This window comes from Burkholderia sp. AU45388 (assembly GCF_030481585.1).
Taxonomy (GTDB): Bacteria; Pseudomonadota; Gammaproteobacteria; order Burkholderiales; family Burkholderiaceae; genus Burkholderia; species Burkholderia sola.
Genome location: NZ_JAUJPV010000002.1, coordinates 602,502 through 625,742, shown reverse-complemented (window position 1 = coordinate 625,742; position 23,241 = coordinate 602,502). Strand labels below are relative to the sequence as shown.

Genomic DNA, 23,241 nt, shown 5'->3' with positions numbered 1-23,241 from the left:
AAGCGCTTCTCCCCTTCGAAGGATACCGAAATGATGAAGTTCAGATCGATGCTGCCTGCTGCCGTGCTCGCGGCGCTGTCGCCGGCCGGGCAGGCACACGCACAGGAAAACGGCGTCGACGGCAGCGGCGCCACGCTCGCACCGATTCGCGTCGATGCGCAGAAAGCGCCCGCGCTGACGCAACCGCTCGACACCGGCAGCCATCTCGGGCTGTCCTCGCTCGAAACGCCCGCGAGCGTCGAGCGGATCAGCCGCGCGACACTCGACACGCGCGGCGACAGTTCGATCGTCGACGCCGTGAGCCGCGCCGCCGGCATCAGCGCGTCGCCGCATCCCGGCAACGGCAACTCGGAGCTCGCCGCGCGCGGCTTCGTCGGCGCGTCGTCGGTCACGCAGCTCTACGACGGCGTGCGCCCGTACGGCGCGATCGGCGTCACGTTCCCGTTCGACACGTGGTCGGTCGACCATATCGACGTGCTGCGCGGCCCCGCTTCGGTGATCTACGGCGAAGGCGCGATCGGCGGCGTGGTCAACATCGTCCCGAAGAAACCGACGCGCACGCCGATCGGCAACGAGCTGCAGGTCGGCGGCGGCACCGAGGGCACCGCGCGCGCCGCGTTCGGCAGCGGCGGCGCGATCAACGACACGCTGTCGTACCGCTTCGACATCAGCGGCAACCGATCGTCGAACTGGGTCGACCGCGGCGATTCGCGCGACCTGTCGATCTCCGGCGCGCTGCGCTACGACGTGACGCCCGAGCTGTTCGTGACGGCGTCGTACGCGCAGGGCTTCATGCATCCGATGCAGTATTTCGGCGCGCCGCTCGTCAATGGTGCGCGCGATCGCGCGCTCGACAAGAAGAACTACAACGTCGGCGACGCCGACATCGCGTTCCGCGACAGCTGGGCCACCGTCGCGGCGAACTGGCAGCCGAGCGACAGCCTGAACGTGACGAGCACGCTGTACCGGATGAAGAGCAACCGTCACTGGAAGGATGCGGAGTACTACACGTACCTGCCGTCGAGCGCGCAGGTTCGGCGCAGCAGCTATACGGAAATCTTTCACGACCAGGAACAATACGGCAACGTGACGACGGCCACCGTCGGCGGCGCGCTGCTCGGCATGCGCAACACGTTTTCGGCGGGCTTCGAGTTCAACCACACGACGTTCCAGCACGACAACAACGCGCCGTATGCGGGCACGTCGACGGTCGATCCGTTCGACTTCGATCCGGGCAACTTCATCAACACGGCCGGCACGTTTCCGAAGTACCGCAGCCAGTCGAACCAGTACGCGCTGTTCGCGGAGAACCGGCTCGAGATCACGCCGCGCTGGTCGGTGATCGGCGGGCTGCGCTACGACCATGCGAGCGTGAACCGCGACGATCTCGTGAACGGCGGCGCATTCACGAAGGTGTTCGCGAACACGGGCTGGCGCGTGGGCACCGTGTACGACGTGCGGCCCGGCCTCGCCGTGTATGGCCAATATTCGGTCGCGGCCGATCCGGTCAGCTCGCTGCTGTCACTGAATGCATCGAAGGCAAATTTCACGCTCGCGACCGGCCGGCAGATCGAGATCGGCGTGAAGCAGTCGTTCCTCGACGGCAAGGCGGAATGGACGCTCGCCGCGTACCGGATCGTGAAGAACAACCTGCTGACGGCCGACCCGGTGAATCCGAACCAGTCGATCCAGGTCGGCCAGCAGTCGTCGCGCGGGCTCGAGGCGACGGTCGGCGCGGAGATCGCGAAGGATTGGCGCGTCGATGCGAACGTGTCGATCCTGCGCGCGAAATACGACGATTTCCGGCAGTCGTCCGGCGGCACGATCGTATCGCGCGCGGGCAACGTGCCGGTGTCGGTGCCGCAGCGGCTCGCGAACCTGTGGGTGAGCTGGCGCTTCGCGCCGGACTGGACGGGCATCGCGGGCGTCAAGTACGTCGGCAAGCGGTTCGCCGATACCGCGAACCAGCTCGTGATGCCGTCGTACACGACGGTCGATCTCGGCCTCGCGTGGAAGCCGCGCAAGGACACGACGATCACCGCCCGCGCGTACAACGTGTTCAATCGCCGCTATGTGCAGTCCGCGTACTACGACGAAACGCAGTATCTGCTCGGCAACGACCGGCGGTTCGAGGTGCTGGCGAACTATAAGTTCTGAGCGCGCATGCCGCCGCGCACCGTGCAAGGCGGCGCGTGCGCGGCGGCGTGCCGGTCAGCGTTCGGCATCGCCAGCTCGCATCGATGCATCACGCACGCGTGCCCGCCGCGCGCCCCGCCATCCACTTCCGGTAGCGCCGCGTCTGGCACTGCGCGGCCAGTTGCTGCCGCACCAGCGCGCGCAGCGGCGACACCTGCGGGTGCGTGCGGCGCCCTTCGCTCAACCGCGTGAGCTGGAACTTGACGACGGCCATGTTCGCCAGCGCGCCCAGCGCCTTGTTCTTCCAGCGGATCGGCTGCAGCACCGGCGCGCTGTCCTTGCCCGCGCGCCAGTCGCGCGGCAGGTTCGGGTCGATCGACAGCGCGGTCGCGATGCCGACCATCGCCACGCCGCTGTTCACCACCTGCTCGGCCACCGCGCGGCGCCGGATGCCGCCCGTGACCATCAGCGGCATCCGTGCGACGGCCGTGATGTCGCGCGCGAATTCGAGGAAATACGCTTCGCGCGCCAGCGTGCGGCCGTCGCGCGCCTCGCCCTGCATCGCCGGCACTTCATAGCTGCCGCCCGACAGTTCGACGAGATCGACGCCGAGCGGATTCAGCAGTTCGACCACGCGCTTCGCGTCGTCCGCGCTGAAGCCGCCGCGCTGGAAATCGGCCGAGTTCAGCTTCACCGCGACGACGAACGCCGGCGACACCGTCGCGCGCACCGCCTTCACGATGTCGAGCAGCAAACGCGCGCGATTCTCGATGCTGCCGCCCCACTGGTCCTGCCGACGGTTCGTCAGCGGCGACAGGAACTGGCTCAGCAGATAGCCGTGCGCCGCGTGCACCTGCACGCCGGTGAAGCCGCTTTGCTCCGCGAGCTGCGCGGCGCGCACGAAGCGCTGCTGCACGTCGGCGATATCGGCTGCCGTCATCTCCTTCGGCACCGGAAACTGCTTCGACAGCGCGCCGAGCGCGAGCGGCACGGCCGACGGCGCAAGCGTCGTCTGGCCAAGCGCCGCCTGCATCTGGCGCCCCGGGTGATTGATCTGCATCCACACGTGCGCGCCGCCCGAGCGCGCGATCTGCGCCCAGCGGCGGAAACGGTCGAGATGCGCGTCGCTTTCGAGCACGACGCCGTTCGGCCCCGTCATCGCGCGGCCGTCCACCATCACGTTGCCGGTCAGGATCAGCCCGACCTGTCCGTCGGCCCACGCCTGGTACAGGCGCAGCAACGCGTCGGACGGCGCGTGGTCCGCATCGGCCATGTTTTCTTCCATCGCGGCCTTGGCCAGACGGTTCGGAATCACCGCCCCGTTGGGCAGTGTGATCGGCGCAAACAGATTCATGATGGAACATCCTCGATTGACGATGGCCCACGATAACTTTAAAGTCAACTTTAAGGTCAAGCTCTTTTGGAGCCCATCATGAAAATCGGCGAACTGGCGAAGGCGAGCGGCCTCGCGGCGTCGCGTATCCGCTTCTACGAAGCGAGCGGCCTGCTCGAACCGGCCCGCCGGCAGGCGAACGGCTATCGGGAATACGGGCCGGAAGCGTTGACGCGGCTCGCGATCATCGACCGCGCGCAGGGCGCAGGCTTCTCGCTCGACGAGATCCGCGCGGTGCTGCCGCCCGATCTCGGCGCATGGCCGCACGACGAACTGCTGGTCGCGCTGCGGCACAAGGTCGACGAAATCGCGCTGCTCGAGCGGCGTCTCGCGCAGAACCGGCAGCATCTGGAAACGCTGATCGACGAGATCGAGAACAAGCCGGCCGGCGAGGATTGCACGGTGGCCGCGCAACGGATGCTCGATCGGCTGGGCGAGCAGGCCAGCGAGCCGCTGGAGCCGGTGCCCGTCGTGCGGCCGGCGCGCAAGCGGGCGTGATGGATCGGGATGCGGAATGGCGCGGCGCCGTCCGTCGAGCCATGCGCGCCGCGGCCTGAAGCACGATGTGACGCGGTTGTCCCGATTTGCTTACGTCGCGGGTAATCGACGCGCGCCGCCCGCGCCGCGATCATGGGCTCCATCGACTCTCGAACCGCATCCCGCCACGGAGCCCGCCATGACCGCCTACGCCATCGCCCACCTGCATGACGTCGAAATGTGCGACGACATCGTCGAGTACCTCGAACGGATCGACGGCACGCTCGCGCCGTACGACGGCCATTTCGTGATTCACGGCGCACGCCCGGAGGTACGCGAAGGCATGTGGCATGGCGACCTGATCGCGATCGCGTTTCCCGATCTCGACACGGCGCGCGCGTGGTACGACTCGGCTGCGTACCGGCAGATCCAGCCGCTGCGCGCCCGGCACGCGAGCGGCCCGTTGATCCTGATCGACGGCGTCGACGAGCGGCACAAGGCCACCGACATCCTGCGCTGAATCTTGACGCAGGCAACGCCGCCGACGCTTACGACGCCTTCCGCTCCATCGGCTCGCCGACGACGAACCCGCCGCCCTGGAACCGCTGCGCGGGGTCGTCGTACTCGGCGGTCGGCGCCGTCACCGGGAACAGCCCGGCGAACTGCTCGGAACTGTCGCGCGGGCGGAAGCCGAGGAAGCCGGCCTTCGTGTTGTCCCACCACTTCACCGGGTTGTCCGACGCGCCGTAGACGATCGCGTGCCCGACGCGGTTCGTCAGCAGCGAGCAGCGCACGAGTTCGATGAAGTCGCGATAGCTGAGGAACGTGACGAGCATGCGCGGGTTCTTCGGCACCTCGAACGACGACCCGATCCGCAGGCACACCGTCTCGATCCCGAAGCGGTCGAAGTAGTAACGCGACAGCGATTCGCCGAAGCACTTCGTCACGCCGTAGAGGCTGTCGGGGCGCAGCGGCGCATCGGCGTCGAGCACTTCGGTGACCGGATGGAAACCGATCGCATGGTTCGAGCTCGCGAACACGACGCGCTTCACGCCGTGCTTGCGCGCGGCTTCGTACAAGTTGTACGTGCCGGTGATGTTCGCGCCGACCAGATCGTCGAACGGCGCATCGACCGAAATGCCGCCGAGGTGGACGATCGCGTCCACGCCGTCGACGAGCGCCATCACGGCCGGCCGGTCGGCCAGGTCGACCACGCGGAGTTCTTCATGCGCGGCCGCGTCGCCGAGCGCCGCGATGTCGCTGACGCGCACGACGTCGGCCCAGTCGGCGAGCGCGCCGCGCAACTGGCGGCCGAGGTTGCCGGCCGCGCCCGTCAGCAGCAGGCGGCCGAACGGTTTGCGCGCGGCGGTGGATGAGGCGTTCATCGAATCTCCTTGGATCTGACCTAAGACGGAAAACGTTTTCCAACTATACGCGGGCGCGCCGCCGAGCGTCAATGGTCGAACTCGCTCGCAGCGATCCGCACTTTCCCGATATCGGCGGCGGTCTGCACGCCGGCTTTTTCTGCCACAATCGGGCGTTATCGAACGAAAACGTTACCCTTCGCATGAAAAAAGTTTCCTCGACGATCCGCGACGTAGCCGCGGAAGCCGGCGTGTCGGTCGCGACGGTCTCGAAGTACGTGAACGGCACGCAGCGCTTCTCGCCGACCGTCGAGGCACGGCTGAAGGAGGCGATCGAGCGGCTCGGCTACCGGTCGAACCCGCTCGCGCGCTCGATGATCACCGGCCGCACGCGCACCATCGGCCTCGTGATCCTCGACATCAGCAACCCGCACTTCACGAACGTCGTGAAAGGCGCGAACCGCGTCGCGCTGCAGCACGACTACACGCTGCTGCTCGTCGATACCGAAGAGAGCCAGGCGCGCGAACGCTCGCTGATCGAGGCGCTCGCGCAGCGCGTCGACGGGCTGATCGTCAGCACGCGGATGCCCGACGAGGAAGCCGGCTGGATGCTCGACCTCAACAAGCCGCTCGTGCTGCTGCGCCGCAGCCCCGGCCTGCCGATTCCGAGCGTCGGCATCGACAACCGGCTGTCGACCTACATGCTCGCGCGCCATCTGCTCAACCTTGGCCATACACGCATCGCCTATCTCGGCTTCGGCACCGCGCGCGTGAACGACGAACGGATCCAGGGCGCGCGCGACTGCCTCGCCGAAGCGGGGCTCACGCTCGACGTGCACGACGCGCACGCGCCGACTGCCGAGGCCGGCGAGCGCGCGTGCTCGCGCGTGATGCTCGGGCCGCAGCGCCCGCAGGCCGTGATCTGCTACAACGACCTGATCGCGCTCGGCTTCATGAAGGAAGCCGCGTCGCTCGGCTTCCGGCTGCCGCAGGACGTATCCGTCGCCGGCATCGACAACGTGCCGTACGGCGAATACGCGGCGCCCGCGCTGACGACCGTCGACATCCAGAGCGAGAACATGGGCGAGCTCGCGATGCAGAAGCTGATCGACGCGCTCGCCGGGCGCACCGACGCGAGCTATTCGACGTTCGAGCCGCGGTTGATCATGCGCGCGTCGACGGCCTCGGCCAGCTGACGCGATCGCGACGCGATGCGTCACGTCACGTCGCGTCCCCGAACGAAAAACGCCGCCCGAGTGAAGGGCGGCGTTTTCGCTTGGCCGATACGCAATCACGCATCGAGTCTCGCCGGCTTCATCTTCGGCGTGAGCACGTGCATCACGGCCAGCGCGATCAGGTAGGCCGACGCGCCGATCGCGAACAGCACCCAGTAGTGGCCGGTGCGCTGCAGCACCTGGCCGATCACTTCCGAGAACAGCACGCCGCCGATCGAGCCGGCCATCCCGCCGATGCCGACCACCGACGCGACCGCCCGGCGCGGGAACAGGTCGGACGCGGTCGTGAACAGGTTCGCCGACCAGCCCTGGTGCGCGGCGGCGGCGAGGCCGACGATCAGCACCGCGATCCACAGGCTCTGCACCTGCGACACGAACGCGATCGGCAGCACGCAGCATGCGCAGATCAGCATCGCCGTCTTGCGCGCCCGGTTCACGCTCCAGCCCGCGCGCAGCAGCATCGACGACAGCCAGCCGCCGCCGATGCTGCCGACCGTCGTCAGCGCATAGATGCAGACGAGCGGCAAACCGATGTGCTGCATGTCCATCCCGCGCGACTCGTTGAGCCACTTCGGCAGCCAGAACAGGTAGAACCACCACACCGGATCGGTCAGGAACTTGCCGATCAGGAAGGCCCACGTCTCGCGCTTGCGGATCAGTTCGCCCCAGCGCGGCGCGCCGGCGTTCGCGTTCGCCGCGTCGAGCGCTTCGGCCTCGTCGCGCGGCTCGTCGTATTCCGCGGCGAGCGCGCGCGTGTCGGCCGTGCGATACATCACCAGCCACACCGCGAGCCACACGATGCCGATCGCGCCGATGATCACGAACGCCGCGCGCCAACCGTAGGCCACCGCGATCGCCGGGATGATCGCCGGCGCGAATACCGCGCCGATGTTCGCGCCCGAGTTGAAGATGCCGGTCGCGAGCGCGCGTTCGCGGCGCGGAAACCATTCGGCCGTCGTCTTGATCGCGGCCGGAAAGTTGCCGCCCTCGCCGATCCCGAGCAGCGCGCGCACGGCCGCGAAGCCCGTCACCGAACCGACCGCCGCGTGCAGCATCGCGGCGATGCTCCATACCAGCATCGCCACCGCGTACGACACGCGCGTGCCGAGCCAGTCGACGATACGCCCGAAGCCGAGCAGGCCCAGCGCATAGAACGCGGAAAACGCCATCACGATGCGGCCGTACTGCACCTGGCTCCAGCCGATGTCGTGCTGCAGCATCGGCGCGAGCAGGCCGAGGATCTGCCGATCCATGTAGTTGATGACGGTCGCGAAAAACAGCAGCGCACACACGGTCCAGCGGTAGCGGCTGGCGGCCGCGCGCACGGCGCCGACGACGGCAGAGGGCATGAATGTCTCCGATGCGCGGTCGCGCCCGTCGCGCCGCACGAAGTTCGTTGACCGGCGACCGGCGCCGGGGCGAGCGGCGGCGCACTGCTGCGCGCGGCCTGCTTCGCCGATCCGTCTGGAAAACGTTTTTCAAAGGATAGGCCGTCTGCCGGTGCCGTGTCAGTCCGGGATTTCGATGAGTCATCTCAAATTGGTCGCGGCAAAAGAGACGACTGTTTCGCAGAGTGGCATTAACCGTTTTTCCACTCATTTTCCCGCCGCAGCCCGGCAGCCGCGCGACCGCCGAGACACATGTCCGATTCCAGCCAGAATCGACCGCGAGGATGGTTTACAGTCGTCGCATGCGCCTCGACCCCGACACCTGCTACGACGCCCTGCTTTCGCGGAACCGCCGCTTCGACGGCTGGTTCTTCGTCGGCGTCGCGACGACCGGTGTGTACTGCCGCCCCGTCTGCCCGGTGAAACCGCCGAAGGCGCAAAACTGCAGCTACTACCCGACCGCCGCGGCCGCCGAGAAAGCCGGCTTCCGGCCCTGCATGCGCTGCCGCCCCGAACTCGCGCCCGGCCACGGGCTGCTCGACCTGTCCGGCAATCTCGCCGACGCGGCCGCGACGCTGATCGACGACGGTTTCCTGAACGCGCATTCCGTCGATGCGCTCGCGCGGCGCGTCGGCGTGACCGAACGCCATCTGCGCCGGATCTTCGGCGCGCAATTCGGCGTGTCGCCGGTCGAGTTCGCACAGACGCAGCGGCTGTTGATGGCCAAGCGGCTGCTGACCGATACCGCGCTGCCGGTCGCCGTCGTCGCGTCGACGGCCGGATTCGGCAGCGTGCGGCGCTTCAACGACCTGTTCCGCGAGCGCTACGGCCTCAATCCGCTGCGGCTGCGCAAAGGGGCCGGTGCGGCGGCCGACGGCGACATGACCTTCCCGCTGCCGTACCGGCCGCCGTTCGCGTGGGCCGACCTGATGCGTTTTCTCGCGCAGCGGCAGATCGACGGCGTCGAGCGGATCGACGCGAAGGGTTATGCGCGCATCGTCGAATTGCCGAATCGAAACGACGGCCGCCGCGTGGCCGGCTGGCTGTCCGTCGCGCACGTGCCGCAGCGCTTCGCGCTGGCCGTCACCGTGTCGCCCGCGCTGACGCCGGTCGTGCCGGCCGTGCTGGCACGCGTGCGCCGGCTGTTCGATCTCGACAGCCGCCCCGACGTGATCGATGCGCATCTCGGCGATCTCGCGAGCGGCTCGCCGGGCCTGCGCGTGCCCGGCGCGTTCGACGGTCTCGAGATCGCGATCCGCGCGGTCGTGGGCGAGCAGCTTGCCCAGGCGCAGGCCGATACGCCGCTGCTCGCACGGATCGCGGCACGCTTCGGTCATTCGGTCGACGGCGCGCCGCCGGGCCTCACGCATGCACTCCCCTGCGCCGCGACGCTGGCCGCGCTGCCGCCTTCGGCCCTCGAAACGGTCGGCGTCGAGCGCGACGCCGCACGCGCGATCGTGTCGCTCGCCCGCGCCGTCGACGACGGCACGCTCGCGCTCGAACCGATGGCGCCGCTCGACGCGACGCTCGCCGCGCTGCGCGCGCTGCCCGGCTTCGACGAACGCGCGGTGCAGTACGTCGCGATGCGCGCGATGGCCTGGCCGAACGCGTTCCCCGCCGACGACGCGTGGCTGCCCGCCCGGACCGAACCCGCGCCCGGGCCGTCCTCCGTGCCGCATACAGCGGCGCGCTGGGCGCCGTGGCGCGCGTATGCCGCACTGCACGTGTGGCGCCTTCATGGAGATGTGTCGCGATGACTCCCGCTCACCTGATTCCGAGCCCGCTGGGCGACATCGCCGTGCGCATCGAGGACGATGTGCTGACCGGCCTGTACTTCGTCGGCCAGAAATACTTTCCGTCGCTTGCGATCGTGCGCGAAGCGGACGCACTCGCCAAGTCGCCGCTCGCACGCCGGGTCGCGGAAGAAATCGCCGAGTATTTCACCGGCGCGCGCGACACGTTTTCGGTACCGATCCACCTGCGCGGCACCGCGTTTCAGCGACGGGTCTGGAAGGAACTGCTTGCGATTCCGTTCGGCGAACTCGTGTCGTATGGCGACATCACCGAACGCGTCGGATTACCGATGAGCGGCGCGCGCGCCGTGGGCGGCGCGGTCGGCCGCAATCCGGTATCGATCATCGTACCGTGCCATCGCGTGGTCGGCGCGTCGGGCAGCCTGACCGGCTATGCGGGCGGCATCGATCGCAAGCGTGCGCTGCTGTCGCTCGAAGGCGCGGGGTTTTCGCGCGGCGCGTATCAACCGCTGCAGCAGGCGCTTGCGTTCTGATGGAGGGGGCGCATTACGCGCTCAACACCGGCCGGCGCGCTTCACGCTTCGCATACGCGCCGGGCGTCATGCGGAATTTCGACGTGTTTCCCGAGCCCGCGCATTGCTTCGGGTACGGCAAGCCGCTGCAACTGGCGGACGCGGCCACCGCTGCGTGATGCGGGACGAACGACGGGCTTACCTCACGCTACGTGCGCTTGCGCATCGCATGCGCGATCCGCGCGTTCGCTTCGAATTTCGCGCGATGCGTTGAGAAAAACGTCCGCACGTTGCGGACGTTCGACGCGCCGGTGAACAGCCGCCGCGCGAATTCGTCGTATTCGGCGACGTCGGCCAGATCGGCGATCACGACGAAATCGGGCCCCGGGGACACGCGGTAGCACTGCGTGACGGCCTGCTCTGCGCACACGTACGCTTCGAACGCGTCGTAGTCTTCGGCCGTCTGCCGGTCGAGGCTGATCTCGATCAGCGCGGTGACGCCCGTGCCGATCGCCACTGGATCGAGCACCGCGACCTGCCGGCGGATCACGCCGGCCTCCGTCAGCCGGCGCACGCGACGCATGCAGGTGGGCGGCGACGACAGCGCGCGCTCGGCGAGTTGCAGGTTGGACACCGACGCGTCGTCTTGCAAGATCGCGAGGATGCGCAGGTCGAGATCGTCGAGGGTGATGCCGGCCATTAACCGTTCCTCCCCTTCAGTAAGTGAAATTTAATTTCAACATGATAGTCGATCATCAACCTGTTTCATATTTTCTAAATTTTTGAAATTTAATTCCATTTCACCGGTTCTACCATCGCTCTCACTGATCCAGACAGGACATTTACGGAGCGCGATATGTGTGGAATCGTCGGGGCGGTTGCCCAGCGGGACATCCTGCCGAACCTGGTCGACGGCCTGAAACGGCTCGAATACCGCGGCTACGACTCGTGCGGCGTCGTGGTCTACCGCGACCGCGCGCTGGCGCGCGCCCGCAGCGTCGATCGTGTCGCGAACCTGCAGCGCGAGATCGCGGAGTTGGCGTTGGCCGGTTACACGGGCATCGCGCATACGCGCTGGGCCACGCATGGCGCGCCCGTCACGCTCAATGCGCATCCGCACTTCTCGCCGAGCGACGCGAATGCGCGCATCGCGCTGTCGCACAACGGGATCATCGAAAACTGCGACCAGCTGCGCGCGGAACTGCAGGCGCACGGCTACGTGTTCGCGAGCCAGACCGACAGCGAGGCGATCGCGCATTTGATCGACCACCTGTACGACGGCGACCTGTTCGATGCGGTACGGCGTGCGGTGGCGCGACTGCGTGGCAGTTATGCGATCGCCGTGATGTGCCGCGACGAACCGCACCGGATCGTCGGCGCGCGCGACGGGATGCCGCTCGTCGTCGGGGTCGGCGAAGGCGAGAATTTTCTGGCTTCCGACGCGATTGCGCTGTCGGGCATCACCGATCGCATTGCCTATCTGGAGAACGGCGACGTCGCCGATGTCCAGCTGCATCGCTACTGGATCGTCGATGCGGCCGGCCAGCGCGTCGAGCGCGCGGTGCAACGCGTCGCCGCGCATAGCGGCGCGGCCGATCTCGGGTCGTATCGGTACTACATGCAGAAGGAGATCTTCGAGCAGCCGCAGGCGGTGGCCGATACGCTGCTCGACGTTTCGTCGATCATGCCCGAACTGTTCGGCGACGGCGCGTGGCGCGTGTTCAACGACGTCGAATCGGTGCTGCTGCTCGCGTGTGGCGGCAGCTATCACGCCGCGCTGACCGCGAAGTACTGGATCGAGAGCATCGCGAAGTTGCCGGCGACTGTGGAAATCGCCAGCGAGTTTCGTTATCGCGACGGTGTGCCGAATCCGCGCACGCTGGTGGTGGCGGTGTCGCAGAGCGGTGAAACCGCTGATGTGCTCGGCGCGGTGCATGTCGCGAAACGCAGCGGGATGATGCATACGCTCGCGATCTGCAACGTCGCGACGAGCGCGCTGATGCGCGAATGCGCGCTGCAATTCGTCACGCGTGCGGGGGTCGAAATCGGCGTGGCTTCGACGAAGGCGTTTACGACGCAGCTCGTTGCGCTGTTCCTGTTGACGCTGTCACTGGCGCAGGTGCGCGGGCGGTTGAGCGACGACGAAGAAAAGGAACATCTGCGCGCGCTGCGGCATCTGCCCGACGCGATGTCGAAAGTGCTCGCGCTGGAACCGCAGATCATGGCGTGGTCGGAGTTGCTCGCGCGACGCGACAACATGCTGTTTCTCGGGCGCGGGATGCATTATCCGATCGCGCTCGAAGGCGCGCTGAAGATGAAGGAGATTTCCTATATTCATGCGGAGGCCTATCCGGCAGGCGAGCTGAAGCATGGGCCGCTGGCGCTCGTCAGCAATGAAATGCCGGTGATCGCGGTTGCGCCGAATGACATGCTGCTTGAAAAGCTCAGGTCGAACATGCATGAGGTCAGTGCGCGGAATGGTCGGCTGTTCGTGTTCGCGGATGTGGACTGTGGGTTGGTGCCGAGTGCAGGGACCGAGGTGATTCGGCTGAACGAGTACTACGGGCCGTTGTCGCCGATCTTGCATACGGTGCCGATGCAATTGCTTGCGTATCACGCTGCGTTGGCTCGGGGGACGGATATTGATAAGCCTAGGAATCTGGCTAAGTCGGTGACGGTGGAGTGAGGGGGGTTTCTGCCACCTGTGTAAGCCAAGATCTGGTCTCTCAGTCAGCGTCGGATCAGAATCTTGGATTTGCCTGGCAGTCACTTCATCAAGCGACAAAATCGACCCGTTGCTGACTCGGAAAGAGGGCGGCGTCGATGCCCGCTGCCGATCCGAAACGGTATCTCGGTAAGTGCGACGGGCGCTTGCAAGCTGGAACCGTCACGCGTACCCCCTCTCGGCTGGCAAGTTGTCGTCTTTACCAGACGCTTGGCCATCGCCAATGATTAAGCAGGTCAGTTTCCCATAGCCGCCGGGCCAAGGGCCAGAGTTTCAATGGCAGACATCGCCTGCCCCGGTCACTCATGCTGATTCATTCCGACAGCAGCCGCAGTCGACGTGTAATTGATTATGTCGTTTCATTCGCCGGAATAAGCCAAACGGTGCACAGCGGCATCTTTCACGTAATCGCCCCATGAAATCATGCCCACGTCATAATAAGCCACCTGACGGTGCGAAACAGGTGTACCGATCTCTCGCCCCTGAGGATGCAAAGGAGACGCAGATGTCGGTCGATCTCGACGAGTTTATCCAGCTTCACCGCACATTTCACGATCTCGCGCTTAGCGAGGAGGAAGGCAAGGAGTCGGACCTATTCCGGCTGATGCGCCGCGACAAACCTACGCAATGGTCCGATCTACTTGAGGAGCCGCGTATTGTCCTTCTCTCCGAGGCAGGGTCCGGAAAAACCGAAGAGCTCCGGCACGTCTGCCGCAACTTGCGGCAGAGCGCTAAGCGAGCTTTCTTCCTGCGCATCGAGCACCTCGCCCAGAACTTCGACGCCGCGTTCGAGGAGGGAACGCCCGAGGAGTTTGAGGAGTGGATGACCTCTGGCGAGCGCGGCTGGCTTCTGTTGGACTCCGTCGATGAAGCGCGGCTGAAAGACCCGAAAGATTTCGAGCGCGCGATACGGAAGGTCGGGCGCAAGCTCGGCAGCGTCCTTCAACGTACCCATGTCGTCATCACCGGGCGAACCGACGCTTGGCGGCCAAGGACCGATCTCCTGATCTGTGAGGCGGCGCTACCGTGGACGCCGCCGGCGACCGCGCCCGCCCAGCACCAGGAGTCCGATGAAGCCGTAACCACTAGCGACATCCCTGTACCGAAGGGTCGGAAGTCGCCATTTCGTATCGTCGCGCTCGACGAGATCGCCGGCGAGCAGGTCGACCGCTTTGCCAGCGCCAAGGGCGTCACCGATATCAAGGGCTTCAAAAAGGCGATAGAACGCGCCGACGCATGGTCGTTCACGGCCCGCCCACTGGACCTCGCCGAGACAGTCGAGTTCTGGATCGCCAACAAGAAGATTGGCTCGCGTCTCGAGCTGATACGGGCGAGCATCGACAAACGCTTGGAGGAGCGCGACCAAGACCGCGCCGACGCTAACCCGATCTCCAAGGATCGTATCCGAGCGGGCGCGCGCTTTGTCGCAGCGGCAGCGACGCTCGCGAAGGAGTCGGCTATCCGGGTGCCCGACGGTCAGCAGAACGACCGCGGCCTCTCGATCAAGGACGTGCTGACCGACTGGAACGACACCGACTGTCGGACACTCCTGACCAGGCCGATATTCGACGAGGGCATCTACGGAACGGTACGCTTCCACCACCGTTCCGTCCGTGAATTTCTCACAGCGGAATGGCTCAACGCCATGCTTGTCGACGAAGGATCGCGGGCGAAGATCGAGAACCTCTTTTTCCGTCGCCAATACGGTATCGAGGTCGTGGTGCCGACGATGCGCCCGGTTCTTCCCTGGCTAGCCCTACTCGACCAGCGGATCCTTGAGCGCGTAATGCGTCTCGCGCCCGAGGTTTTGTTTGAGGGTGGAGATCCTGCACAGCTGCCGGTGGATACGCGCGCCCAAATTCTGCGCGAAGCCTGTGAGCAACTCACCCAGCCAGCGCATGGCCGAAGCGCCACCGAGTACTCGGCCGTGCAGCGCTTCGCGAATCCGGACCTCGCGGAGTGCATCCGGGAACTCCTTGACAGGCACAGCAGCGACGAGGACATCGTCTGGTTTCTTCTTCGCATGGTCGCACAGGGCGGGATCGCTACCCTCGCGGACAAGGCCAAGCACTTCGCACTCAGCTCGCGCGCGGAGTACGCGCGGATCGCAGCTATCCGGGCAATGATCGAAGTCGGGTCGGGACACGACTGCTTCGAGGTCTGCGAGGCGTTCATTAAGGAAACGCCGCCGCTCTCGCGCAGATGGCTCGGTGAGCTTGTCGTCGGCCTCGGCCAGACGCGGGCCGACGTGGACTGGCTGCTCGGGGCCCTTGCGCTCACGGCACCCAAGAAGCGCTACGAGACCGATCCGCTCTTGGATTCGCTCGCCAGCTACGTGACCAGACTTCCACGGACGCTCCTCCCCACGCTTCTCGATGGACTCGCCAAACTTCTGAGCCGCAGGCCAGTCGTCGAGCAGCGTCACTGCGAGATTTCCAAGCGATACAGCTGGCTCGGCCAGATCGCGGGCCAAGGCCTGGTGCGGCTGATAAAAGGCTGCGATCCTGCCACGCTGAAGAAAACTGCGCTTTCGGTCCTGCGAAAGCTTTCCATAGCCGAGATCTACGAGCGCGGCACATTCAAGGGTGGGCTCAACGAACTGCCACAACTGGTCCGCGAATGGCCCGCGCTCAACCGCGCACTTTTCTGGCATAGCGTCGCCGAGGAGCGCGCGCGACGGAAGCGCAAGAACGGCGAGCGGCTGACCGACTATTGGCACGTCTCGATCTTCGACACCTATTGGGCCTTCGACGGTTCAGATTTCGACTATATGTGCGACGAGATCACCACTCGGCGACTCCAAGACGACAAACTCGTCGCACTGACGCTCGCCTTTACTCTCTACCAGCAAAATGGTCGGCTTCGGGCGTGGCGAGAGGCGCTCCAGAAGGTGTCGTCGGTCTATCCTGACGTGGATGCTGAGCTAGGCAAATTGCTCAAACCGTCCAGGGGTGCCAATACCAAGTTCAAGCGCCAGAAAGCCGCCTGGAAGCGCAGGTCCGAGAAGGAGGCGAAGAGGGAAGCGGCGTCCAAGGAGAGGGCAAAGCAGATTCTCGCGGGCCGATTGGACAAGATCCGCGACTTCGGAAAGCCCGGCATGATCTCCCGCGACCAGCACTACCTGCACGAGCAAATGCGTGGCGCCGAAAGTCAGTATAACCGGTGGACAGAGGGCAATTGGCAATCGCTCATCGAAGAGTTCGGCCAGGATGTCGCACTAGCTTTCCGAGATGGCGTCGCAGGATACTGGCGACAGAACAGGCCAGTGCTCCGCTCCGAGGGTGCCGTCGCGAACACCACGCCGTTCTCGACGATTTTCGGTCTTACCGGACTGTCGATCGAAGCGCGGGAAACCATTGATTGGCCGTCTTCTTTCTTTCCGGCTGATGCGGAGATCGCGGCACGATACGCCCTGCAGGAGCTCAATGGATTTCCAGTTTGGCTTCCCCGGCTGTATGCGTCGTTCCCATCGCAAGTCTTCGACGTGCTGCTAAAGGAAATCAAATACGAGCTCTCTACCGAAACGGAGGAGGGGGAGAGCCACTACGCGCTCTATGACGTCAGTTGGCATGGCGATTGGATCTGGGATCAGATTGCTCCGGCGCTCTTGCCGGAGTTGCGCGCTAAGCGGGTCAATACACGGAACCTCGGCCATCTTCTCGCGATCGTCAACCGATCATCGATCGACGACAAGACGATCGCTGCAATTGCTTCGCGGAAGGCGAACGCCACTCGCAACCTCACTTTTTCTCCGATCTGGTTCGCCGCCTGGGTCGGAACCGATCCTGCCGCCGCGATCCCAGCCCTTGCCGCCCGGTTTGCCGGTATGGATGACGCGGGCCAGCAGACTAAGCTGGCTCTTGCATTCGTCGTCGCCCTCGTCGGTGGCAGGTCGCAGGAAGGACAAGCCCGGCAGGCGTATCGCACGGTCGAGCACATGAAGTCGCTCTATCTGCTCATGGCGCGCTACATCCGGCAGCAGGACGACATCGACCGCGCAGGGCAAGGCGTATACTCGCCAGGTTTGCGAGACGATGCGCAGGATGCGCGAAATGCGCTCATGGCATTTATCCGGGAGACTCCTGGGAAGGAGGCGTTCCTCGCGCTGCTCGAAATGGGACGCGCGCACCCTGATGAGCGCTCCCGGCCGTGGATGAGCTACCACGCGAAGATCAAGGCCACCGCAGACGCAGACGTCGATGCGTGGACACCGTCGCAGGTTCAGGAGTTCGGGAAATCGCTAGTAGCGACGCCGACGAATCACCGCGAACTCTGGTATCACGCCGTCGACAAGCTGGAAGCGTTGAAGCACGACCTCGAGAACGGCGATTCCAGCATCGCCTCGATCCTTCAGGCGATCGATCAAGAGACGGAGTTCAGGAAATTCTTGGGTGGATGGTGTCGCGATCGCGCAGCCGGCCGATACGTCATCCCGCAAGAAGAGGAACTGGCCGATGCGAAGCGTCCCGATCTGCGATTCTTTGGCGTCGGCTTTGACGCTCCAGTGCCGGCCGAACTCAAGCTCGCTGACAAGTGGACCGGCCCTCACCTTTTTGAGCGCCTCGAAACACAGCTGTGTGGTGACTATCTGCGCGATCTCCGCTCAAGCCGCGGCATCTTCGTCATAGTCTATCTCGGGACAAAACCCTACTGGGATCTGCCGAATGGGCACCGAGTTGACGCTTTCGAGATGCTCGTGGACGAGTTGCAGCGACACTGGGTGCTTATATCGAACGACTACCCCGGTGTTGAGGACATTCGTGTGATCGGCATCGACCTCACGCGGCGCGGCATCGATACCAAGGCGACCAAGAAGGTCAAGAGAATCACTGAGTCGACGGCAAAGCAGCCGAAGCTGGGATCGGGAAAGCGCAAAACTGCTGCATTGCGGCCTTCTTTCGGCGAGGCGCCGTCAACCCCTTCTACCAAAGACGGCGAGAAGGGCTTGAAGAAACCCGATAGACGCGAAAAAAACATCTAAATGACCGCCGTTGGAGTCGTCGACTCGAACGGCGCGTCAGAATTTTGGCTTGGAGCTGCTCGCCCGGTGGCGTTCAGATGATTGACCGCTTCTGGTCGACAAGCGTGCTAAACAATGGGCAGTTTTCGGAGCGGAGCGGCCGTTCAAGTGACTGCTGCGCGGGTCAAACGAACGGCCGAAATGGCCGAATTGAGTCAGATGAACTGACACTGTCCGTTTGCTCTAGTCCAGTTTCATACATATCACCGGATACAGCGACGACGCGCATGCATCGTCTAGTGGCTGCCCTCCGACGCACTTCCCACCGCCGCCCTCGCCCGAACGAAATGATGCTCGACCCTCGTCCGGAGCACGCCGTCGAGCGCCGCAAGCCGTTCACGCACCCGAACCGCTTGCCCTTCCGTCATCTCACCGAGCACGATTTTCTGCTCGAGAACGTCACCACATCGGGTAATAGCCCACCGATCGACCGTCGCCGTTTCCCCTTCGAGTACGGCAGCCGCGGTCGAGACGATGCCAGGATTCCGTCTCGAAACGAGATGAACCGTGTGCGTCAACGTGAAACCGGGAAGAAAATGCGACCAGTCTTCACAGACGGGCGGGCGGAAAGCGGAGGAAACTTGGCTCATGGTTGCTCCGGATGAATGGTTATCGAACCGGTGCCAGCCATGCTGCTCCCGTTTCGTTGCCGTCGATCGGCCGCATCGCCTCAAGGGCGTCCACCTTGCCCGGGAGGGCAGGTTGGCGTCGGAAAACCCGACTCTGGATGCTTGAATTCGCACGTTCGACATTCCGAACGTTGGTTCATTATACCGAAAATCCGGCATTGAACAAGCAGCTCCGGAAAGCGGCCCTTCGGCCGGACGATTTCGCTGATCCGGCCCGCCCTCTCCGCGCGCATGACCCGCCCGCCGAAACCCGCTACTTCGACAACCGCAGCTTCTTCGACACCACGACGCCGCTCGACGGACTCACCAGCCGGATGTCACGGAGATCCATGTGCAGCGTCGAGACCCGCGTCGAAATGTCCGTCGGCTCCTCGATACTCGGATCGGCATGTTCGGTTTGTTCGGTCAGGTAAGGCCGAACCAGGCGTCCGGAAAAAACCAGTGCGAAGTCGCCATGCGTTTGCGCGTATTCGGCGGGCGAAAGCCGCATGCGGCTCCGAACCGTGGTCTTGTTCCCCTGTCCGGATTCGAGTTCGATGATGTCGACGTGCTGGATGTACCCTTTCGCCTTCGCTTCCGGTGCAATCACGAGCCCGCGCCCGCGCGGCCCCTTCGTCACCTTGTGGAGCAGGATGCCTGCCCGGCCGTCGCGCTCCGCATCGAACAGGTCGACGTCCAGCGTCAGCAGTTGCCGCCGCGACCGGTATCTCAGCCCGTACCGCACCGGCACCACGAACGTCACGTCACGATCCAGACCGACGGCCGCCAGATCGGGATTCGCGTCGTGCCGGCCGGCGGCACCGGCGACCGCGCCGCGAACCCGGTCGCGCAACGAAGGTGAGAGCGTGCTGGTGTGCACCTTCTGCAGCGCATCCCGGATCGCAACCGGATCGTCGCCGACAATCGGTCGTGCCGGCGACGCGTCGTGATCGACAGCCGACGCAACGTGCGTCGGGGTGTCGCCGGCCTCGCCCTCTGCATGCGCCGCGACGGGCGCCAGCATCGTCGTCACGGCGACGATGCACGCGAAGCGCGAACAACCCAATTTGAATTTCCGGTGAAACACGACGAACCCCCCGATTGCTTGCGGATCGATCAACGACGAGCACTATAGGGTGGAATGATCGGCAACGCACCCGCCGTTCGAAATTCGTCGATGCCGGTACGTTTCGTCACAGCTTCGTTATCAGCCCCGCTGCACGTCAACGGCCAGCACAACACTACCGTGTTGCCTTGACGACAACAACTGACGGGAAGCGAGCAGCGGCGCCCATCGAGCATCCGCAAACGCACCGCGCGGCATCGCCTGGCTCGCGGAATTCGTCCGAATCCAGCTCGCCGTTCACCGGCGCAACCGAACCATCCGGCGGCGGATTTGTATGTTGAAAGATGCTTTCTCCAGCACCCGATCGGCGGGCGTACACATCGTGTGCCATTGCACAAGCCCGCTCACGCCGATTTCAATCGGTGTGCCGTAACGTTGCTCATTTCGATTCGGGACAATTCCGAATTCCCAACTTCCAATTCAATCACGTCCTGACAAAAAGGTTTCATTTACACGATATGAACAAAAGAGGCACGACAAATACCAATCCAGAGCAATCGACTCGATATATTCCCATCCAAACAAAAACGCCACTCAAACCAACCAAACATTAACCATTGTTTCAAAAGAAATTATTTCTCGTCTCAAAATTAAAATATTAGTTGAAGATAGAAATAGCTTGCTATTCTTCGCACCGAAATTCCAAGCGCCGTCGCATTGCCACCCTGAGAGGCGGATTCGAACCCATCCGAATCCGGAACAAAAATAACGAGATTGTCGTTATGTCGATAGCAGCAACTTTGAGAAATTTTGCGTCGGGTCGGGTCGACCTGAACAAGCGTCCCGTCTCCCTTCATTTCGGGCAGGCGCAACGCGCGGTCGGCCATCTGCTGGCGCTCCATCATGCCGATATCCGCGAGGGGCTGATGTCGGGCATCGAAGGGCAACTGACGTGCGTATCGACCTACGATCATCTGCCGCCTGCGCTGTTTCTCGGTTTGCCCGTATCGATCCGGCTGACGACCGATCGCGGCAACATCCAGGCGATCAACGCGATCGTGCGCGAAGTGCGAGCCGGTCAATCCGACGGCGAACTGACCGTCTATCAGCTCCATGTGTGCGACGCCCTTTCATTGATGGATCGTCGCACGAACGCCCGCCTGTTCCGCTCGCGCAGCGTGCCGGACATTCTCGCGACGCTGATGAACGAGTGGAAACAGCGTAGCCCCGCACTCGCGCGAGCGTTCGATTTCGACCTGTCGGCATTGCGGGCCGATCGGTATCCGGCACGCGAGCTGACGCGGCAGGTCAACGAATCCGACGCACGCTTCATCCGGCGTCTGCTGCGCCGGGAAGGCATCACGGTCTTTGCCAAGGCCGCGCCGGTCGACGGAAGGCGCAGCGCGACCGACGAGCGGCCGATTCACACGCTCGTGTTCTGCGACGATCCGCATCGTCTGCCGGACGCACCGGCCGGCACCGTGCGCCTTCACCCGCGCGACGCCGGCGTCGAGCAACGTGACACCGTCACCCTCTTTGCGTACGACCAGAGCCTGTCGCCCGGCAAGGTACGCCGCCCGTCGTGGGATTACAAGACCGCTCGCATGGACGACTTCGAGGCCGTCACCGGCCTCGACCAGGGCGAGTCGGGGAACGATCTTGCGCGCCTGCTGACCGACGTCGCGATCGACATCCCGCACGTCGGCGACTCGTGGAACGATCACGCGCGCATCGCGCACGACCGGATGCTGGCCCATCAGTTCGAAGCCGCGCGCTTCGAAGGCATCGGCACCGTGCGCGACATGCTGGTGGGGCACGGATTCACGCTGACGGGCGACCCGGAACTGGACATGAAGTCGATCGATCGTCGCCGGTTCGTCGTCACGTCGATTCGACACGTCATCTGGAACAACCTGCCGAAAGACCTGTCGGTCCGCGCAAGCGGGCTATTCACGGCAAGCCACAACCTCACGCCAATCGCCCCGCCACCCGACGCATCGGGATCAATGGACACGCGCTACGAGAACAGTTTCACGTGCGTGCAACGCGGCGTGCCGCTGAAGCCCGCCTACGATCCGTCGATCGACGTGCCGCCGGTTCACCTGCTGACCGGCACGATCGTCGGCACGCAGGGCGAAGAGGTGTTTTGCGACAAGGCCGGCCGCGTGCGTGTGCAGATTCACGGGCTGGATCCGGCGGACCATGCGCACGCGCAAGGCGCCGGCACGAACGGCCTGGCCGGCGACAGCGCGCCGATTCGCGTCGCGGCGAGTCTCGCGGGCGAATGCTTCGGCGCGCTGTTCCTGCCGCGTGTCGGCATGGAGGTCCTGCTGGGGAGCCTGTCGGGCGACCCGGACCGTCTGGTGATTATCGGCGTGTTGAGCAACGGCGCGAATCCACCCGCGACTTTCAGCAATACCGGCGCGCTGCCGGGCAATCGCTACGTGTCCGGGATCAAGACGCGGGAGATCAAGGGCCGTCGGCACAACCAGCTTCGCCTGGACGATACGCCGTCGCAAATCTCCGTGCAGTTGGCAAGCGAACATGCGCATACCCAGTTGAATCTCGGCTACCTGACGCAGCCGCGCAAGGATGGACACGGGAGCGATCGGGGCGAAGGCGCGGAGTTGCGCACCGACGCCGCTGCGGCGTTGCGCGCCGCCCAGGGCATGCTGTTGACGACCTATGCGCGTTCGCACGCAACCGGTGGTCAGCTCGATCGCGATGAATTGATCCGCTTGCTCGATCAATGCATGGCGCTGTTCAAGTCGCTCGGCGATCACGCCGGCCAGCACGGCGGGCAATCCGCCGACACGGCCGGCCAGGACAACATCGCCAATGCATTCCGTCACTGGAAACCCGGCGAATCGGAATCCGGCGCCCCCAACGACGCATCCGCGTTCATGGCGTTCGGCGCGCAAGCGGGGTCGCTGAACGTCACGCCGAAAACGCACGTCACGTATGCGGGCGAGAACATCGATCAGATCGCGCAGCAACACATGCAAATCACGAGCGGCGAGCGAATCAATCTGCATGCCGGGCGCGGCGTCGCGATGTTCGCGCATGGCGACGGTGTATCGGCGATCGCGCATCAGGGGAAAGTGGCCCTTCAATCGCAGAACGACGACACGCAAATCGAGTCCGGCAAAAACATCCAGTTGACCGCGGCCGACGGCAGGCTTGCCGGCACGGCGAGCGACGAAGTCGTATTCGTCACGTCCGGCGGCGCGTATCTCAAGCTGCACGGGAGCGATATCGAACTCGGATGCCCCGGCAAGTTCACCGTGAAATCCGATGGTCATGCGTGGGACGGCCCCGCAAGCATGAGCGTCGATCTGCCGGCCTTCGATCGACATACGCTCGGCCGCATCCCGAAACTGATCCGCCCGACGGACGGTAACGCGGCGCCGGGGTTCGAAGGACAGGTTCGAAAGGCATCGGGAACGATGTCGAGTTTGACGACCGACAGGGCCGGGGAACTGCCGGCTGTCGATACCGACCGGTTCGAGAGGCTGGCGGTGCAGTTCACCAAGAAGAATGTTTAACGCAAGCGCAGGAGTCCG

At 64.6% G+C, this 23,241-nt stretch carries 15 protein-coding genes and 1 riboswitch; of the genes, 9 read left to right on the top strand and 6 right to left on the bottom strand.

Translation table 11 applies throughout. The features are described 5' to 3' along the window. Nucleotides 1-33: 33 nt before the first annotated feature. Nucleotides 34-2,157, top strand: a complete 2,124-nt coding sequence (locus tag QZM72_RS06725; protein WP_301737721.1) for a TonB-dependent siderophore receptor — start codon at nucleotides 34-36, stop codon at nucleotides 2,155-2,157. A gap of 88 nt (nucleotides 2,158-2,245) precedes the next feature. Here QZM72_RS06725 and QZM72_RS06720 read toward each other — a convergent pair whose 3' ends face one another. Continuing rightward, on the bottom strand, nucleotides 2,246-3,490 hold the full coding sequence (locus tag QZM72_RS06720; RefSeq protein WP_301737599.1) for an NADH:flavin oxidoreductase/NADH oxidase family protein: 1,245 nt from the start codon (nucleotides 3,488-3,490) through the stop codon (nucleotides 2,246-2,248). A 78-nt stretch (nucleotides 3,491-3,568) separates the two neighbouring features. Between QZM72_RS06720 and QZM72_RS06715 the strand changes: the two genes are divergently transcribed. Next, nucleotides 3,569-4,027, top strand: coding sequence for a MerR family transcriptional regulator (locus tag QZM72_RS06715; protein WP_301737598.1), 459 nt, complete (start codon nucleotides 3,569-3,571; stop codon nucleotides 4,025-4,027). 178 nt (nucleotides 4,028-4,205) lie between these two features. Next, on the top strand, nucleotides 4,206-4,526 hold the full coding sequence (locus QZM72_RS06710; RefSeq protein WP_301737597.1) for a DUF1330 domain-containing protein: 321 nt from the start codon (nucleotides 4,206-4,208) through the stop codon (nucleotides 4,524-4,526). A gap of 28 nt (nucleotides 4,527-4,554) precedes the next feature. On the opposite strand, the gene QZM72_RS06705 is transcribed toward QZM72_RS06710, so the two are convergent. Beyond that, a complete protein-coding gene (locus QZM72_RS06705) occupies nucleotides 4,555-5,391 on the bottom strand; it encodes an NAD(P)-dependent oxidoreductase (RefSeq protein WP_301737595.1) in 837 nt (278 codons plus the stop codon). Nucleotides 5,392-5,462: 71 nt separating this feature from the next. Here QZM72_RS06705 and QZM72_RS06700 point away from each other — a divergent pair, with 71 nt between their 5' ends. Beyond that, nucleotides 5,463-6,566: a LacI family DNA-binding transcriptional regulator gene (locus QZM72_RS06700; protein WP_301737594.1), complete on the top strand. Its 1,104-nt coding sequence runs from the start codon at nucleotides 5,463-5,465 to the stop codon at nucleotides 6,564-6,566. Nucleotides 6,567-6,661: 95 nt separating this feature from the next. On the opposite strand, the gene QZM72_RS06695 is transcribed toward QZM72_RS06700, so the two are convergent. After that, complete coding sequence (locus QZM72_RS06695) at nucleotides 6,662-7,954, bottom strand: MFS transporter (protein WP_301737593.1); 1,293 nt, start codon at nucleotides 7,952-7,954, stop codon at nucleotides 6,662-6,664. A 323-nt stretch (nucleotides 7,955-8,277) separates the two neighbouring features. Between QZM72_RS06695 and QZM72_RS06690 the strand changes: the two genes are divergently transcribed. Together QZM72_RS06690 and QZM72_RS06685 are read left to right on the top strand one after the other, a co-directional pair. After that, on the top strand, nucleotides 8,278-9,750 hold the full coding sequence (locus tag QZM72_RS06690; RefSeq protein WP_089469017.1) for a bifunctional transcriptional activator/DNA repair enzyme AdaA: 1,473 nt from the start codon (nucleotides 8,278-8,280) through the stop codon (nucleotides 9,748-9,750). Next, nucleotides 9,747-10,280 carry a methylated-DNA--[protein]-cysteine S-methyltransferase gene (locus QZM72_RS06685; protein WP_089469016.1) on the top strand — a complete coding sequence of 178 codons (534 nt, stop codon included), beginning with the start codon at nucleotides 9,747-9,749 and terminating at the stop codon, nucleotides 10,278-10,280. The genes QZM72_RS06690 and QZM72_RS06685 overlap by 4 nt, the downstream gene beginning before the upstream one ends. Before the next feature lie 187 nt (nucleotides 10,281-10,467). Here QZM72_RS06685 and QZM72_RS06680 read toward each other — a convergent pair whose 3' ends face one another. Further along, a complete protein-coding gene (locus tag QZM72_RS06680; RefSeq protein ID WP_089469015.1) occupies nucleotides 10,468-10,959 on the bottom strand; it encodes an Lrp/AsnC family transcriptional regulator in 492 nt (163 codons plus the stop codon). A 156-nt stretch (nucleotides 10,960-11,115) separates the two neighbouring features. Between QZM72_RS06680 and glmS the strand changes: the two genes are divergently transcribed. Beyond that, a complete protein-coding gene (gene glmS / locus QZM72_RS06675; RefSeq protein WP_301737592.1) occupies nucleotides 11,116-12,945 on the top strand; it encodes a glutamine--fructose-6-phosphate transaminase (isomerizing) in 1,830 nt (609 codons plus the stop codon). A gap of 544 nt (nucleotides 12,946-13,489) precedes the next feature. After that, complete coding sequence (locus QZM72_RS06670; protein WP_301737591.1) at nucleotides 13,490-17,965, top strand: hypothetical protein; 4,476 nt, start codon at nucleotides 13,490-13,492, stop codon at nucleotides 17,963-17,965. 275 nt (nucleotides 17,966-18,240) lie between these two features. On the opposite strand, the gene QZM72_RS06665 is transcribed toward QZM72_RS06670, so the two are convergent. Together QZM72_RS06665 and QZM72_RS06660 are read right to left on the bottom strand one after the other, a co-directional pair. Further along, the gene (locus QZM72_RS06665) at nucleotides 18,241-18,594 is read right to left on the bottom strand and encodes a hypothetical protein (RefSeq protein WP_301737590.1); all 354 of its coding nucleotides are present in this window, start codon (nucleotides 18,592-18,594) and stop codon (nucleotides 18,241-18,243) included. 42 nt (nucleotides 18,595-18,636) lie between these two features. Then, nucleotides 18,637-18,740, bottom strand: a riboswitch (SAM-I-IV-variant riboswitch). Nucleotides 18,741-18,886: 146 nt separating this feature from the next. Next, complete coding sequence (locus tag QZM72_RS06660) at nucleotides 18,887-19,678, bottom strand: hypothetical protein (protein ID WP_367620024.1); 792 nt, start codon at nucleotides 19,676-19,678, stop codon at nucleotides 18,887-18,889. 782 nt (nucleotides 19,679-20,460) lie between these two features. Here QZM72_RS06660 and QZM72_RS06655 point away from each other — a divergent pair. Continuing rightward, nucleotides 20,461-23,223: a type VI secretion system Vgr family protein gene (locus tag QZM72_RS06655; protein ID WP_301737588.1), complete on the top strand. Its 2,763-nt coding sequence runs from the start codon at nucleotides 20,461-20,463 to the stop codon at nucleotides 23,221-23,223. Nucleotides 23,224-23,241: the final 18 nt, after the last annotated feature.